Below are 16,006 nucleotides of genomic sequence, written 5' to 3' on the forward strand. Positions count from 1 at the left end.
CTTCGGCTTTGCCGGGCGTTGCCGTTGCACGGGCGTGTTTGTCTGCTTGCCCTGGAACGTCTTGTCGCCAATCTCAGCGAGGAGCGTTTCCATGTTGTCCACTCAGCAATCCCCCGTCATTCATCCGCCCGCATTGCCTGCCGGTCATGCGACCCTTGATGCCGTCGAAGCGCGCTTCGACCCGGCCGACATGCCGGCGCGCATGGCGGCCGCGCTCGACGCGGTGCGCCTGGGCGTACCGGTTGTCGTGCTCGACGATGCCGACCGCGAGAACGAGGCGGACCTCATCGTCGCCGCTGACAAGCTTACGCAGGCCAGCATGGCGATGCTGATCCGCGAATGCAGCGGCATCGTGTGCCTGTGCCTGACGGCCGAGAAGGCGGCCGCACTGGGCCTGCGGCCAATGGTGGAAGAGAACCGCAGCCAGTACGGCACGGCGTTCACGGTGTCGATCGAGGCGCGTACCGGCGTGAGCACCGGCGTGTCGGCGGCGGACCGCATCACGACCATCCGCGCGGCCATTGCGGCGGATGCCGATACGCAATCCGTTGTCAGCCCGGGGCACGTGTTCCCGCTGGTGGCAAAGGACGGTGGGGTGTTGACGCGGCGCGGTCATACCGAGGGCTCGGTCGACCTGGCACGCCTGGCCGGCTTGCAGCCGGCGGCCGTGCTATGTGAGTTGATGCTGCCCGACGGCACCATGGCGCGCCGTGATGACGCGGTGCGCTTCGCCGATCAGCACAACCTGCCGGTGCTGACCATCGAAGACATCGTCCAGTATCGGGAGCAGATGGAGCGCGCGGTCAGCTTCGTTTGACGCCAAAGCCGGCCGCGCGAGAGAGGTGACGTGATTACCGCTTGAGCGTGGCCGCTTCCCTGGCCAGCGCCGTGATGCCCGCCCAGTCGCCGGCAGCGACCTTGTCCTTGGGAACCATCCACGAGCCGCCCACGCACACCACGTTTGGCAATGCGAGATAGTCTGGCGCGCTTTGCGGCGTGATCCCGCCGGTCGGGCAGAAACGCACATCGCCAAACGGCCCGTAGATCGACTTGAGCATCGGGATGCCGCCGGCGGCTTCGGCCGGGAAGAACTTCAGCGTGGTCAGCCCGAACTCGAGCGCCAGGATCAGCTCGGACGGCGTGGCGATGCCGGGCAGCCAGTCGAGCTCGGCCTTCGCTTGAGCCACGGCCAGCATCGGCGTGACGCCAGGCGATACGGCAAACACGGCGCCGGCGTCCTTGGCCTGCTGAAAGTGCTCGGGCCGCGTGAGCGTGCCGGCCCCGATGATGGCATCGCTGCCCAGGTCCTTGGCCACCGCCGCAATGGTGTCGAGGGCCACCGGCGTGCGCATGGTGATCTCGAACGTGCGGATGCCGCCCTCGTACAGCGCGCGGCACACCTTGACGCCTTCATCGACGGATTGGAACTGCAGCACCGGGATCACCGGGCCGGCCTTGACGACGGAATCGATACCCACAACGTTCTCCTAGATCAACACATCAACAGAACAGACTCAGATCACGGTCGACAGCGCCAGCGTCAGCAGCAGCGCGACGATCGAGATGATCGTTTCCAGCACCGTCCACGTCTTGAAGGTCTGCGGCACGGTCAGGTTGAAGTACTCCTTCACCAGCCAGAAGCCGCCATCGTTGACGTGCGACAGGATCAGCGAACCGGCGCCGGTGGCCAGCACCATCAGCTCTGGCCGCACGGCGGCGCCCGAAGCTGCGGCGATCGGGGCGACGATGCCGCAGGCGGTCGTCATGGCGACCGTGGCCGAACCCGTGGCGATGCGGATCATCACCGCCACCACCCAGCCCAGCAGCAGCGGCGACAGGTTCGCACCCATGGCCACGCCGACGATCGCCTTCGACACACCCGAGTCGCGCAGGATCTGGCCGAAGCCGCCGCCTGCGCCCACCACCAGCGTGATCGTGGCGATGGGAGCCAGACACTCGTTGGTGAACTTGAGGATGGTGTCGCGGTTGAAGCCGCGCGCCTTGCCGAACGTGTAGAAGCTCACCAGCGCGGCAATGAGCAGCGCCATGACGGAGTTGCCGGCCAGCTTCAGGATGTCGTTGGCCAGCGTCTTGGGCGTGGTGAAGAGATCGGCCCAGCTGCCGATCAGCATCAGCACCACCGGCAGCAGGATCGTGAACAGCGTGATGCCGAAACCCGGCAGCTCGCGCGTCTGATCGGCTTCAACGAATTGCGCGGCGAGGGGGTTGTCCTCCACCGGCTTCACGTAGCGCGACACCAGCATCGCCCATACCGGACCGGCCAGGATGGCAGTCGGCAGGCCGACGATGAGCGCGTACAGGATGGTCTTGCCGATGTCTGCCTGATATGCCGTCACGGCCAGCAGCGCTGCCGGATGCGGCGGGATCAGACCGTGCACCACCGACAGGCCCGCCACCATCGGCAGGCCCACCATCAGGATCGGCGTGCCCGTGCGCTTGGCCACGTTGAAGGCGATCGGGATCAGCAGCACGAAGCCGACTTCGAAGAACACCGGCAAACCGATGATGAACGCCACCACCATCATCGCCCAGTGCGCGTTCTTCTCGCCAAACGCCTGGATGAGCGTCTTGGCGATGCGCTCGGCGCCACCGGACTCGGCCATCATCTTGCCGAGCATCGTGCCGAGGCCCACCACCAGGGCAATGTGGCCGAGCGTGTTGCCCACGCCGGTTTCAAACGCCTTGACGATGTTGCCCATCGGCATGCCGACCACCACGCCCAGCACAAGCGAGACGACGATCAGCGTGACGAACGGGTTCAGTTTCTGGACGGCGATCAGGTAAATGAGCGCCACCACCGCCAGTGCGGCGGTCAGCAACAGCGAGTTGCCTTGCATCATGACCATCGGGTTTCCTCCTCAGGGGATTTCACGGCTCTTGTTGTGAGGCGCCCCGTTGTGCAGGGCGCCCGTTTTGAAGGTTCGCTTCTTCTGTCAGGGCTTCTTGTAGGCCACGCAGTCGACCTCGACCTTGCAGTCGATCACCATGCTCGACACCACGCACGAGCGGGCCGGCGGGTTGGCGCCAAAGTACTCCTTGAACACCTTGTTGAACGACTGGAAGTCGCGCGGATCATCCAGCCACACGCCGCAGCGCACGACGTGCTCGGGGCCGTAGCCGGCCTCGGCCAGGATGGCCAGCAGGTTCTTGAGGGTCTGGTGCGATTGCTCGACGATGCCGTTGCCGACCACTTCGCCGTTCACCATGGGCGTCTGGCCCGAGACGAAGAGCCAGCCATCCGCGCCGGCCGCACGGGCAAAGGGCAGGTGCTGGCCACCGGTGCCGGTGCCGCCTTCAACGCCAATTCGCGTAATCGTCATGGTTCCTTCCTTCTTTCAAACAAAACTTGGATGCAGTGTCAGTGGGCTTCCGTGGCGGGCGCGGCGTGCGCACGCAGCGCGCGCCTGAGGAAGCGTCCGGCGCGGCGCGGCTGCACGGCGCCTTCGCGATACGACAGATGGCCGTTGACCCACACCGCCACAATGCCCGCCGCGGGCTGCTGCGGGTCGGTAAAGGTGGCGACGTCGCGCACCGTGTCCGGGTCGAACAGGACGAGGTCGGCCCAGTAGCCTTCGCGCACCAGGCCGCGTTCGGCCAGGCCGAAGCGCTCGGCGGACTGGCCCGTCATCTTGCGCACGGCTGCCGCCAGCGACAGCAGCTTGCGCTCACGGCTGTAGTAGCCGAGCACGCGCGGGAAGGCGCCCCACAGGCGCGGATGCGGTTTCGGATCGTTCGGCAGGCCGTCGGAGCCGATGACGGTGGCCGGGTGCGTGATGATGCGGTCGAGATCCTGCGCCGACATGTTGTGATAGACCGCGCCGGCCGGCTGCAGGCGGCGCGCGGCCTCCATCAGGTCGGTGCCCCATGCCGCGGCGATGTCCTTGAGCGTCTGCCCGGCCATGCCCGGATGCGGCTCCGACCACGTGATGAAGATGTCGAATTCGTCGGTCACCTGCTTCAGGTCGAGCGTGGACGAGCTCGCGGTGTACGGATAGCAGTCGCAGCCGACCGGCTGGTAGCGCTGCGCGCTTTCGATCGAGGCCAGCACCTCGCCGGCGCGGCCCCAGTTGGCAGCGCCTGCGCATTTCAGGTGCGAGATCACGATGGGCACACGCGCATGCTTGCCGACGCGGTAGGCCTCGTCCATCGCGTCGAGGATCGCCGCAAACTCCGTGCGCAGATGCGTGGTGTAGATGGCGCCGGCCTCGGCGAGCGGCTCGGCCAGGCCCATCACTTCTTCGGTGGTCGATGCGAAGGCGTTGGCGTAGGCCAGTCCCGTGGAAAGCCCGAGCGCGCCGTTGTCGAGCGCCTCGCGCAGCTGCGCGCGCATGCCTGCCACCTCATCGGCGGTGGCGGGCCGGTCGAGGCGGTCCAGGTGGTTGTTGCGCAGCGCCGTATGGCCAACGAGCGCGGCCACGTTCACCGCCGGCTGCGCGCGTTCCACGGCTTCCACGTACGACGCAAAGGTCGGATACGCGAACGCGCTGGCCGGCCCGAGCAGGTTCATCGGGTCAGGCGGATCGCCCTTGAGCGTGGCCGGCGACGCGCTGATGCCGCAGTTGCCGACGATGACCGTGGTAATGCCCTGCGACACCTTGGGCAGCATGTCGGGCGTGCGGATGACGTTGGTGTCGTCGTGCGTGTGCACGTCGATGAAGCCGGGAGCGAGCACGCGGCCGTCGCCGGCGATTTCCTTGTCGCCCAGCCAGGCGGTGGAGTCCGACGTGGCGATGGCGGCGATGCGCCCATCGGTGATGGCCACGTCGAACAGCGTGGCCTCGGGCTCGTGGCCGCTGCCGTCCACGATGCGGACCTGGCGGATGACGGTGTCGTACTGCTCCATGTCAATCTCCAAGCGGCTGGCGGTTGCCGCCGCCGCGATGCGCATCGAGCACGTACTTGATGCGCCGTAAGAGTTCCTTGCTGCGATCGGCCTGCTGCAGCGCGACTTCGGTGGCCAGCAGGTCGATCATCATCATCATGGCGTAGCGCGATGACGACGGCTTGAAGATGAAATCGGTTTCCATGGCCTGGATCGGCAGCAAGACATCGGCCAGCGCGGCCAGTGGCGAACCGATGGCGGTGATGGCCACGACCTTTGCGCCGTACTCGCGCGAGATGTTCACGCTGTCGATCACCTCGGGCACATGGCCCGTCACCGAGAACACGACCACAACGTCTTCGGGGCTCAGCGTGGCCGCGACCATCCGCTGCAGCATCGAATCATGATAGGTGGTGACGGGCCGCCCCAGGCGCGCGAGGCGGTAGCGCATCTCGTCGGCCATGGTGGTCGAGCCGCCGCCCATGCCGAACACCGCGATCATGCGGGCCGCGGCCAGCGCCTCGGCGGCGGCGCGGAACGCCTCGGGGCGTACCAGCGCGCGGTTCGCTTCCAGTACGTTCGAAATGTCCGCCAGGATGCCGTCGGCGCTGGAGGGTGGGCGATCGGCGCCGCCATCCAGAAACCGCTGGCCGACTGCCGCCGCCTGGGCTAGCTTGAGCTTGAGTTCCCGCACGTCGCGGCAGCCCATCGCCTTGGCAAATCGGGTGACGCTGGCCTCACTCACGCCGGCCCGTTCGGCCAGCGTCTGGATGCTGCCGGCCGCCGCTTCGGCAATGTCGCTCAGGACGGTCTGCGCGACCTTCCGCTCGGCGGGACGCAACTCGGCGGCACGCTGGGAGAGGCGGGTGACGATGTCCATGGGTTCGCGCATTCGGGGCTCCCGGGTCCGTCCGGATAGCGGCAGTCGACTAGATTTGGTACTTTGTAACAGGCTGGCCCGGAGAATAATTTCGCCGCTATCATTGTGTCAACCCGATGTTTACCCCCACAGGAACGCGAGTCGATTCCCATGAGTGATACAAAGTACCAAGGAGATGCCACCCCCGTCGTCGATCCGCTGGACAAGGGTCTGGGTGCGCTGGACGCCGCTTGTGCGCCGGAGCAGATTGCTGCGCAAGGCTGGAATGTCCTCAAGGAAGATCTGAGTCTGCCGGCGGCGGTGCTTTCGCAATCGCGCATCGAGCACAACCTGGCGTGGATGCAGCGCTTCGTGAACGAGTACGGCGCCAAGCTCGCGCCGCATGGCAAGACGACCATGGCGCCGCGCCTGTTCCAGCGTCAGCTCGCCGGCGGTGCGTGGGGCATTACGCTGGCGACCGCGCATCAGACGCGCGCGGCCTACGCGCACGGTGTGCGCCGCGTGCTGATGGCCAACCAGCTGGTGGGCAAGCGCAACATGGCCATCCTCGCGGAACTGCTGGCCGATCCGTCGTTCGAGTTCTTCTGCCTCGTCGATGCGGCGGACCAGGTCGAGCAGCTTGCCACGTTCTTCGGCAAGGCCGGGCGGCCGATCCAGGTGCTGATCGAGCTCGGCGTGCAAGGCGGCCGCACGGGCGTGCGCGACGATGCGCAGCTGCAATCCGTGCTCGACGCGCTCACGCGCGCCAATGGCGGCGTCAAGCTGGCCGGCGTGGAAGTGTATGAGGGCGTGATCAAGGAGGAAGCCGATATCCGCGCCTTCCTGCAACGCGCCGTCAAGACGCTCGGCGACCTGGCCCGCGCGGGCCGCCTGCAACGCACGCCTGCCGTGCTGACCGGCGCGGGCTCGGCGTGGTACGACGTGGTGGCCGAGGAGTTTGCCAAGGCGGACATCGGGCAGCCCCTGGATGTGGTGCTGCGTCCGGGCTGCTACCTCACGCACGACGTGGGCATCTACAAGGCCGCGCAGGCGCGCATCGACGCCAACAACCCCATCGCGCACAAGATGCGCTCGAGCCTGCTGCCCGCGCTGCAACTGTGGGCCTATGTGCAATCGGTGCCCGAACCCGGGCGCGCCATCATCGCGATGGGCAAGCGCGACGCCGCATTCGACGCCGGTCTGCCGCTGCCGGTGCTGCATTACCGCCCGGGGCGTGATGACGCCTCGCTGGCGCCCTCCGCCACGCCCGCGCACTGGGAAGTCACCGGCATGATGGACCAGCACGCCTACCTGAAGATCGCCGCTGGCGACGACATCAAGGTCGGCGACATGATCGCCTTCGACATCTCGCACCCGTGCCTGACGTTCGACAAGTGGCGCCAGATCTCCGTGGTGGACGATGCGTACAACGTCGTCGACGTGGTGCAGACCTATTTCTGAGTCGGACGCGGCGATGGCAGACATCCTCGCTTACGGCGAAGCGCTGATCGAGTTCAACCAGGCGGACCCCGGCAGCACGTCGTGGACGTTCGGCTTTGGCGGCGATACGTCCAACTTCTGCATTGCGGCGGCACGGCAGGGCGCGCGCACGGGCTACATCAGCGCGGTCGGTGCCGACCGCTTTGGCCAGGCGCTGCGCGCGCTGTGGCAGGACGAAGGCGTCGATCACACCTACGTGCTCACCGACGCGCAGGCGCCCACGGGCCTGTACTTTGTCTCGCACGATGCGCGCGGCCATCATTTCGATTACCTGCGCGCGGGGTCCGCGGCGAGCCGGTTCCAGACGGCGCAACTGCCGCTGCAGGCGATTGCGGCGGCCAAGGCGTTTCACCTGTCGGGCATCAGCCTCGCGATCAGCGACACCGCGTGCGATGCCGGTCTGGCGGCGATGGCGCATGCGCGGGCGTCGGGCGTGATGGTGTCGTTCGACACGAACCTGCGCTTGCGTCTGTGGCCGCTGGCCCGTGCCCGGGCCGTCATGCGCGAGGCGATGCAGACCTGCGACCTGTGCCTGCCGAGCTGGGACGACGTGACGGTGCTGCTCGATTGCCATGACCGTGATGGCATTGTCGATACGCTGCTTGGCTGGGGCGTGAAGCTGGTCGCGCTGAAGATGGGGGCGGAAGGGTGCTACGTGGCCTCACCGCAGTCCCGTACGCTGGTGCCGCGTCATACGGTCAATGCCGTCGATGCGACCGGCGCGGGGGACTGTTTTGGTGGTGCGTTTGTGGCGCGGATTGTTGCCGGAGATCCGCCTGCAGAGGCGGCGCGGTATGCCAATGTGGCGGCTGCGATTTCTACGACGGGGTATAGCGCTGTGGCGCCGATTCCGCGGGGGGAGGTTGTGCGGGCGGCGTTGGCCTCGGCTCAGCCGGCTTGAATGGGCGTTGTGGGTGGGCTTTTGTGTTTCATCCCCTGCCGGGGCTGACTCACTTTCTTTGTCTTGCCAAAGAAAGTAAGCAAAGAAAGGCGCGGCCGAGATGGCGACTTCCCCTTGGATTTGTGTCACGGGGAGGGGAAGGAGCCAAACTCGCTGCGCTCAAACAGGGCTCCTTCCTTTTTCCTCCCCGCGACAAAAATCCAAGGCGCCATCTAGGGCAGGGTACGGCCACACCATCGTGGATCGGTTGCTAGCGTCGATGTTTCAGCTGTTGGAAAAAAACGCCACCGCGTATTTGCGGTGGCGTTTTTGCTTGCGCATCGTGTCCTTACTTCCCCGGCACCAGGTGGACGCGCGACTCGGTCGCGGCTTCCACTGCCTTGCGCGAATACAACAGCGGGAAGTACTCGCCCTTGAGCCACAGCGGTGCGAGGTCGCGGTAGTGCGTGCTGTCGGGATTGCCGGACTGGCCGGGGAGGTTGACGGCGCGGGAGTTGTCCCAGTTGCCGACATCCACCACCGTGCGGAACGATGGGCCGTTGGTCTGCAGGAAGTCGCTCGCGCGATACGTCGATTGGTTGGGCGTGTAAGCGCTGCCGCCTTCGGGTGTGGGCCCGACGTTGAGCTTGGCACGCGTGGCTTCGTCGACGATGGCGGCGAACGGATGGGCGTTCAGGTTGTGGTGCAGCTGGCCCCAGTTCCATGCCTGCGGGTTCGCGCCCTGGCGCTTGACCATATCGGCCCATGCGTCCTTCAGGCTGGCCAGCAGGACGGCGTCGCGCTTGGCGGCCGCTTGCTGCGGGTCTTCGCCGAACCTGTGGTCGGCGCCTTGGGGGTGTTCGAGCGTGTCGAGCATCACGGCGGTATCGGGCGCGCCCATGGCGTCCTCGGCGGCCTTGGAGAGCACCGCGTTCTTGAACGCGCGGCCCAGGTGATGCGTGAACCAGACCTCGTGCAGCGCGGCCTGCGCAGAATCCGCCAGCATGGTCGCGTCCCAGCCCTTGAGGAGGTTCAACGCGGCCTGCGTGTCGGCATCGCTGGACGACAGCGGGGCCAGCAGCGCGACGAGGCGGCGTGCCGGGATCGACACCATGTCGTTCTGCAGGCGCATGGAGTCTTCCAGCGATACCTTCTCGAGCTTGGCCAGCACTTCGTCAATGCGCGCGTGACGCGAGCCGTTGGTCCACTCGAAGCCGAGCTTGCGTTCGCGGTACGGGTAATCGGGCGGGAGGTTCATCTCGTTGGACGAGGTGAAGTAGCCGGATTTCGGGTTGTAGGTGCTGGGCAGCTGATCGCCGCGCCAGAATCCGGCCCATTCGTAGCGGCCGTCGCCGGGAACGGGCAGCAGACCGTCCCAGTTCGGGCGGATCGGGGCGAGGCCGCCCGGCACCCAGCCGATGTTGCCCTTCGTGTCGGCATAGACCTGGTTTTCGGTGGGGGCGCCCCAGTTCATCATCGCCTGCTTGAACTGTGCGAACGTGCGGGCGCGCATGTAGCCGACCGAGCCGAAATACGGCGACATGCCCGGCGACAGCCACGCCGAGCGCACGGCATACGCGCGGTGCTTCTCGGCATCGATATAGATGACGGGGCCGTGGCGCGTGAAGGTGAGGTCGATGGGGCGCGACTCGCCGCCGCGCACCTTCACGGTTTCGTGCAGCACCTTGAACGGCTCCCAGCCGTCCTTGTAGCGGTACTCGGTGTGGTTGGCCGGGTTCAGCTCGTAGACGTAGAGGTCTTCCTGGTCGATGTTGAAGATCGTGAGGCCGAAGGCGACGTGGCCGTTGTGGCCGATCGACACGGCCGGCAATGACGGCTCGCCCGCGCCGATGATGTCGAGCGTCGGCGTGCTGACGTGGGCGATGTAGCGCAGGCCCGGTGCGGAATACGCGCGGTGCGGGTCGTTGGCCATCACGGCGCGGCCAGTGGTGGACTTGCCCGGCGCGATCACCCAGTTGTTGCTGCCCTCCATGGCCTCTTCGAGGTTGGCCGCAGCGGCGACCCGCGTGCCGTCAGTGTCCACGCCCTTGAGCGATTCCGGCGCGAGCTTCACGCCTTGCGTGGCGAGCGTGAAGACCTTGAGCAGATCCTTCGGCAGGCACGGGTCCAGGCCCTCCGGCATCTGGGTTTGCCACGCCGGCTGCAGGCCGAAGCGGATCGTGTCGTCGGCGAGGTTGGCCTTGCAGGCCACGTTGGCGCGCGCCACTTCCGACTGCAGATTGCGCGTCAGGCCGTGGCTGCGGATGCGCACCACGTCTTCGGGCGCCCAGTGCGCGGGCGTGTAGTTCAGCTTGCGGAACTCGAACGGCATCTGCTCCGGATGCCTGGTCAGCCAGTCGACATAGGCGTTGATGCCGGCGACGAAGCGCGTGGCGATGCGCTGCGCATCGGGGCTGTAGCGGTTCCATTCGGTCTGCATGTCGCCGCGATAGAGAAACAGCCGCGTGGCGCGATCCTGTTCCACATAGGCGGGGCCGAACACTTCCGAGAGCTGCCCCAGGCCGCGGCGGCGCCACAGATCGATCTGGAACAGGCGGTCGCGCGCGGCATTGAAGCCCTGCGCGAAGAAGCCGTCGTCTTCGCTCTTGGCGTAGATGTGCGGCACGCCCCAGCGGTCGATCAGGATGTCGGCGGGCTTGGACAGGCCGGGCACGGCGATCGTCTGCGCGGCAGCGGGGGTTGGCGACTCCTTGGCGACGACCTGCGTGGCCACGCCAAGCGCAACGGCAGACAGCAGAACGGGAAGGGAACGGATGGGCATGGCGATGCGGTCTCCTCTCTGTGCCCGGAATGCCGGCGCAACCCAAGGCGGGCGGCGGCGTTCAGGCGTTCTTATGGGTACGGCAGACAGCTGCACGGCGGCGGACGGCGGCTGATTCGGAAGGCAGCCTGGCCGATCGGTGAACTGGGTGCTGGGCACTGCTAGGGGAGAGATGCCCACCGACCGGCACAGACCAACAAGTATGCGGATGCACCATCACGCGCGCCAATGACTTTTGTTCGGTCAACCATTCCGTCAAGGCATGGTTTGCGCGCGGCGCAGGCGCGGCCATGCGTGACCGCTAGGCCAACGTCGGGGGCCCGGCCTTGCGATGCACGTTGGCGGCCAGCACGTGGCCCAGCTCGCCCGGGAAGATGGGCTTGGTAATGACGGATTGGTAGCCGGCCTCTTTGGCCGCCTTCAGGCGGATCGGATCGGCAAACGCCGTGACGGCAATGGCGGGCAGCTCTGTCATGCCGCTGGCGCGCACGGCGTGGATGAGCTGCAGGCCGTCCATGCCCGGCATGGCGAGGTCGCTGACCAGTGCGTCGAACGGGTGGTTGCCGGCCGCGGCCTTCAGTGCGTCGAGTGCTGCCGCGCCGCTGGAGACCGTCGTCACCTCGGCGCCGTAGCGCTCGAGCATCAGCGCAATCACGCCAAGCGACTCAGGGTTGTCGTCCACGGCCAGCACGCGGATGCCCTCCAGCGTCGGCATGCCCGTGCCGGCCACCACGCCGGGCGCGCGATTTTCCTGCTCGCCGGGCTGCGCGGCGTGCAGCGGCAGCGTGACGGCCATGGTGGTGCCACGGTTTGCACCGCTGCTGGCGGCGGTGATGCGGCCGTGGTGAAGCTCGACGAGCTGCTTGGCAATCGCCAGGCCCAGCCCCAGCCCGCCGTGGCGGCGCGTGCTCGACAGGTCTGCCTGCTGGAAGCGGTCAAAGATGTGCGGCAGGAACGCCGGCTCGATGCCGATGCCCGTATCGCGCACGGTTGCCACGACACCCTCCGGCGCCGGGTGCACCGAGAGCCTGATATGCCCGCCCTCGGGCGTGAACTTGACGGCATTGGCCAGCAGGTTCCAGAACACCTGCTTGAGCCGCCCCGCATCGCCCTGCAGCAGCGGCACGGGCAGGTAGTCGCTCTCCATGGTGATCTGTTTCTGGCGCGCCATGGGCTCAATGGTCTCTCGCGCGCGCTCCAGCACGTCGGCGAGATCGACGGGACCAATGTCGAGCGGCACCTTGCCCGAGAGGATGGCCGACATGTCGAGCAGATCGTCGATAAGGTGGACCTGCGTGCGCGCGCTGCGCTCGATGGCCTCGATGCCGCGCTTGAACAAGCCCTCTTCGTACGGGCGCATGTTCAGCAACTGCGCCCAGCCCAGCACCGCATTGAGCGGCGTGCGCAGCTCGTGGCTGACGGTCGCGAGAAAGTCGTCCTTCAGGCGGCTGGCCCGTTCGGCTTCTTCCCGCGCCCGCGATTCGGCTTCGAGCAGCTGGGCGCGGCGCTCCTCGGCCTGGCGGCGCTCGCTGATGTCGATGACGGCGTTGGTCAGGCCGATGATCTCGCCGGTATCGTCGCGCAGCGGCGTCACAACCACGTCGTAGACCACGCGCTGCGTGTGCCGGCGGCGGAAGGCGAACTCCACGCGCGTGGGCGTGCCGGTGGCAATCACGCGCTGGCCGGCCTCGGTCAGCCGCGCGGCGGCCCGACGGCCGAAGACTTCCCGCACGGTGCGCCCGAGCAATTGCTCCGGCTTCAGGCCGAACACGGCGTTATGCACCCAGGTGAAGTGCATCGTGTTGTCGACGTCGTACAGCGAGATCGGCGACGCCTGCAGCGCTGCCACCAGGCGCTGCTGTGACAGGCGCTGCTGCGTTTCGGCCAGCGCGCGGCGTTCCGCGCCGGCGCGCGCACGCCGCAACTGCTCGCAGAGCACGCAGATGAGCAGCGCGCCCACACTGAAGACCAGCACCTGCGCGGTTGTCGGCGGCGGCGGCCCGGCCCAGGTCTGCACGGCGGCTACCGCCAGGAACAGCGTCCCGTAGGCGCCGATGGCCAGCATGCCCGGCCAGAAGCCGCCGTACCATGCGGCGATGGTCACGACCGGAAACGCCAGGTAGAACGGCAGGTGGATCCCCATGGTCGCCTCGAGCGCGACCCGCACCGCCGTGCCCAGCACGGCTGCGCCGATGGCCACCAGCCATGCCGATGGGCGGATGGCCGGCGCGGCCTTCAGGCCGCTGCTGCTGAACGGGCCCGGGTCTGCCGGTCGGGGCGGTTCAGCGGTATGCGTATCGGACGGACGGGATGGACGAGGCGGAATGGACTTCATGATCGGGCGCGGTATCCGACGCGACCAGACAGGGCGGGCAAAGGTGACTCAGCATACGAACTGGCCGGCGTGGCTGCCATCGGATTTTCACTGACACGCGTGCAAGACGGCCGCCGATTCGTGCGTGGCAATAGCCTCCCGGCTGCAATCACCCTTCCGACGAGGGGTGCGGGTCGCGCATCCTGTCCCGCCGGACGAGGTCCGGAAACAGCCGCATCCAGATCGCCACCACCAGCAGCGTGCCCAGCCCACCGAGCACCACCGAGGCCACCGGCCCAAGCAGACCGGCCACCATGCCCGATTCGAACTCGCCGAGCTGGTTCGATGCTCCCACGAACACCGAGTTGACCGCGCTCACGCGGCCCCGCATCGCATCGGGCGTATCGAGCTGCACCAGGGAGGTCCGGATCACCACGCTGATCATGTCCGATGCGCCCAGCACCACCAGCGCCAGCATCGACAGCGGCAGCCAGCGCGATACCCCGAACACGAGCGTCGCCATGCCAAATATCGCCACGGCCGCAAACATCACGCGGCCCACGTGCCGGTCCAGCGGACGATGCGCGAGAAAGAGCGCCATCCCCAGCGCCCCCACCGCCGGCGCCGAACGCAGCAGCCCCAGCCCCCACGCGCCCGTGCCGAGGATGTCGCGCGCGTAGATCGGCAGCAGCGCCGTGGCGCCGCCCAGCAGCACCGCAAACAGATCCAGCGAGATTGCGCCCAGCACCACGGGCCGCCCCTTGATGAAGACGATGCCCGCAAACAGCGACTCCAGGCTCACCGGCGTGCTGACCGGCGCCGCCCGCGCCATGCGCACCCACGCGATCAGCACGTGCGCCAGCAGGAAGAGCCCCGCCGCGGTGGCATAGACCACCGGCGCGCCGGCCACGTACAGGAACCCGCCCACCGCCGGCCCCAGGATGATGCCCGTCTGGCCTGCTGAACTTGACAGCGCCACCGCGCGCGGCAGCACCTCGGGCGGCACCAGCGAGGGCAGCAGCGCCTGCAGGGTGGGCGTCTCGAAGGCCCGCATCGCCCCGATGACGACCACGCACAGAAAGATGGGCTGGATGCTCGCGTGCCCCATTGCCGCCATCACCGAGAGCGACAGCGCCACCAGCGCCTCGACGGCCTGGCACGCGCGCACGACGCGGCGCCGGTCGTAGCGGTCGGCGATATGGCCCGACGCCAGCACCAGCACCACTGAGGGCAGGAACTGGGCCAGACCCACCAGCCCAAGCACATAGGCGCTGCGTGTGAGGTCGTAGATCTGCCAGCCCACAGCCACGCCAAACATCTGGTACGCAAAGGTCGTGGACAGCCTGGCAAACCAGAACAGGCGGAAGGCGGGGTAGGAGAAGGGCGCGTGCGACAGCGCTGTCGCGGGAGGGGGCGCGGAAGAAGCGGGGGAAAGACCGGCGTCGCCAGACACGTTGAATGCGCGCCGGAACCCGGCGACTTGCTGAAAGGGTGAGCGGAACGCCCGTCATCGTAACGGAAGTCGGCGGCCCGCAGCGTCTCGTACAGGTACGTGGCTTGCGAAACTGCCCATACATCATTACGGGAGATTTCATCATGGCCACATCGCACGCCAAGCCGAAATCCGATGCCAAGCCGGGCAAGGGCGCGCCGCATCGCTGGTCACACCACGTGATGGAGACGAGCGACGCACTGGATCTTGAACCCGACATCTTCAAGTCGCGCAGCCCATCGCGCATTGCCGCGTCGCTCAAGGCATCGGCCGAGCACAGCAGGCGGCGCAAAGGGACGGCGTTCCAGTCGGCCATGTCGATGCTGACGTTCTATATCAATCGTGCGGGGCACAACCTCAGTGCGGGGCGGCGGCAAATCCTGGAGCGTGCCAAGGACAGCCTGCGCGCCGAGTTCGGCCGGCCCACGCGCGGCGCTGCCAAGGCGCGGCATTGAGCGCGGCGGCGCCCCTGCGGATGGCGGGTCAGAGGGCGAGCATGACGCTCAGCAGCTGGCGCGCCACGGTCCGGTAGCTCTCGGGGTCACCCTGTGGCGAATAGGTCGACAGCGTCTTGCCGCGGTAATTCACGGTCACGATGCCGTTGCGCGCCGAGTAGGTCGCGTCGATGCGGCGGCCGCCGCGTTCGATATGGAAGCCGATGGTCTCGGCCACCAGCCGGACGGTTTCCGGATGGGGCGCCGGCATGGACAGCGGCGCAGGGCTGGCTGGGGTCGGTTGTTCGGGGCGGCGCACGGCGCTTTCTCTTCAGGAAGGTATGGGGCGCAACGCAGGTTCCGTACCAGCCGGGTTTGGCGCCCCTGCAGTCCGTGTCGCCCCAAAAGTGGCACTTCATCGCCGGATCGGCTGTCGGACCGACGCTCGGCTTGACGCCATGCGTCGCTTCGCTGACGAAATTTGTCATTTTCGTAAATCGGCCAAATACGCAATTAACCGCCAAGATTTTTGGGCCCCGTGCAAATCCGGGCTATCAGGCGCGAGGCGCAGGTGCCATGCTGGTCAATGACGCGGCGCATATCGTGTGCGGGGCGTTCTGCCGGCGTCCAACCATGCCAACAAGGAGGCGATATGGGTTCTCATACCTACAAGATGATCGAGCTGGTGGGCTCGTCACCCGAATCCAGCGATGCAGCCATCCGCAATGCCATCGCGCGGGCGGGCGAGACGCTCAACCATCTGGACTGGTTTGAGGTGCTGGAGACGCGCGGGCATCTGGTCGACGGGAAGATCGCGCACTGGCAGGTGACGCTCAAGGTCGGCATGCGGCTTGAGGCGCTGGAAAGCGAGAAGCCCGCCGGGAAGAAGAAAGGGAAATAGC

14 protein-coding genes are annotated in these 16,006 nt (G+C 67.1%); 5 read left to right on the top strand and 9 right to left on the bottom strand.

Features of this window, described 5'->3' with window-relative positions:
* Positions 1-91 precede the first annotated feature (91 nt).
* Positions 92-817 (top strand): 3,4-dihydroxy-2-butanone-4-phosphate synthase, encoded by a 726-nt coding sequence (gene ribB / locus TK49_RS21435; RefSeq protein WP_045219865.1) that lies wholly within the window; start codon positions 92-94, stop codon positions 815-817.
* A 34-nt stretch (positions 818-851) separates the two neighbouring features.
* Here ribB and TK49_RS21440 read toward each other — a convergent pair whose 3' ends face one another.
* The 5 genes from TK49_RS21440 to TK49_RS21460 form a co-directional block, all read right to left on the bottom strand.
* Entirely contained in the window at positions 852-1,478 is a 627-nt protein-coding gene (locus TK49_RS21440; RefSeq protein WP_045219867.1) for a bifunctional 4-hydroxy-2-oxoglutarate aldolase/2-dehydro-3-deoxy-phosphogluconate aldolase, read from the bottom strand.
* Positions 1,479-1,514: 36 nt separating this feature from the next.
* The gene (locus tag TK49_RS21445) at positions 1,515-2,867 is read right to left on the bottom strand and encodes a GntT/GntP/DsdX family permease (protein WP_045219869.1); all 1,353 of its coding nucleotides are present in this window, start codon (positions 2,865-2,867) and stop codon (positions 1,515-1,517) included.
* Positions 2,868-2,954: 87 nt separating this feature from the next.
* Entirely contained in the window at positions 2,955-3,341 is a 387-nt protein-coding gene (locus TK49_RS21450; RefSeq protein WP_045219871.1) for a RidA family protein, read from the bottom strand.
* A 38-nt stretch (positions 3,342-3,379) separates the two neighbouring features.
* Positions 3,380-4,864, bottom strand: a complete 1,485-nt coding sequence (locus TK49_RS21455) for a D-aminoacylase (RefSeq protein WP_045220476.1) — start codon at positions 4,862-4,864, stop codon at positions 3,380-3,382.
* A gap of 1 nt (position 4,865) precedes the next feature.
* A complete protein-coding gene (locus TK49_RS21460) occupies positions 4,866-5,735 on the bottom strand; it encodes a MurR/RpiR family transcriptional regulator (RefSeq protein WP_045219873.1) in 870 nt (289 codons plus the stop codon).
* Between the two features lie 138 nt (positions 5,736-5,873).
* Between TK49_RS21460 and TK49_RS21465 the strand changes: the two genes are divergently transcribed.
* Both TK49_RS21465 and TK49_RS21470 read left to right on the top strand, forming a co-directional pair.
* On the top strand, positions 5,874-7,163 hold the full coding sequence (locus TK49_RS21465; protein WP_045219875.1) for an amino acid deaminase: 1,290 nt from the start codon (positions 5,874-5,876) through the stop codon (positions 7,161-7,163).
* 13 nt (positions 7,164-7,176) lie between these two features.
* The gene (locus TK49_RS21470; RefSeq protein ID WP_045219877.1) at positions 7,177-8,103 is read left to right on the top strand and encodes a sugar kinase; all 927 of its coding nucleotides are present in this window, start codon (positions 7,177-7,179) and stop codon (positions 8,101-8,103) included.
* A gap of 328 nt (positions 8,104-8,431) precedes the next feature.
* Here TK49_RS21470 and TK49_RS21475 read toward each other — a convergent pair whose 3' ends face one another.
* From TK49_RS21475 to TK49_RS21485, 3 genes are all read right to left on the bottom strand, one after another.
* Positions 8,432-10,864 (bottom strand): penicillin acylase family protein, encoded by a 2,433-nt coding sequence (locus tag TK49_RS21475; protein WP_045219880.1) that lies wholly within the window; start codon positions 10,862-10,864, stop codon positions 8,432-8,434.
* Between the two features lie 301 nt (positions 10,865-11,165).
* Positions 11,166-13,199, bottom strand: a complete 2,034-nt coding sequence (locus TK49_RS21480; protein ID WP_082062944.1) for a hybrid sensor histidine kinase/response regulator — start codon at positions 13,197-13,199, stop codon at positions 11,166-11,168.
* Between the two features lie 148 nt (positions 13,200-13,347).
* On the bottom strand, positions 13,348-14,631 hold the full coding sequence (locus TK49_RS21485; protein ID WP_045219882.1) for an MFS transporter: 1,284 nt from the start codon (positions 14,629-14,631) through the stop codon (positions 13,348-13,350).
* Positions 14,632-14,774: 143 nt separating this feature from the next.
* Between TK49_RS21485 and TK49_RS21490 the strand changes: the two genes are divergently transcribed.
* Complete coding sequence (locus TK49_RS21490; protein ID WP_045219884.1) at positions 14,775-15,125, top strand: DUF3175 domain-containing protein; 351 nt, start codon at positions 14,775-14,777, stop codon at positions 15,123-15,125.
* A 28-nt stretch (positions 15,126-15,153) separates the two neighbouring features.
* On the opposite strand, the gene TK49_RS21495 is transcribed toward TK49_RS21490, so the two are convergent.
* A complete protein-coding gene (locus TK49_RS21495) occupies positions 15,154-15,423 on the bottom strand; it encodes a hypothetical protein (RefSeq protein WP_045219886.1) in 270 nt (89 codons plus the stop codon).
* 333 nt (positions 15,424-15,756) lie between these two features.
* On the opposite strand from TK49_RS21495, the gene TK49_RS21500 reads away from it, so the two are divergent.
* Positions 15,757-16,005: a dodecin gene (locus TK49_RS21500; RefSeq protein WP_045219888.1), complete on the top strand. Its 249-nt coding sequence runs from the start codon at positions 15,757-15,759 to the stop codon at positions 16,003-16,005.
* Position 16,006 lies beyond the last annotated feature (1 nt).

Source organism: Ralstonia mannitolilytica, assembly GCF_000954135.1.
GTDB lineage: Bacteria > Pseudomonadota > Gammaproteobacteria > Burkholderiales > Burkholderiaceae > Ralstonia > Ralstonia mannitolilytica.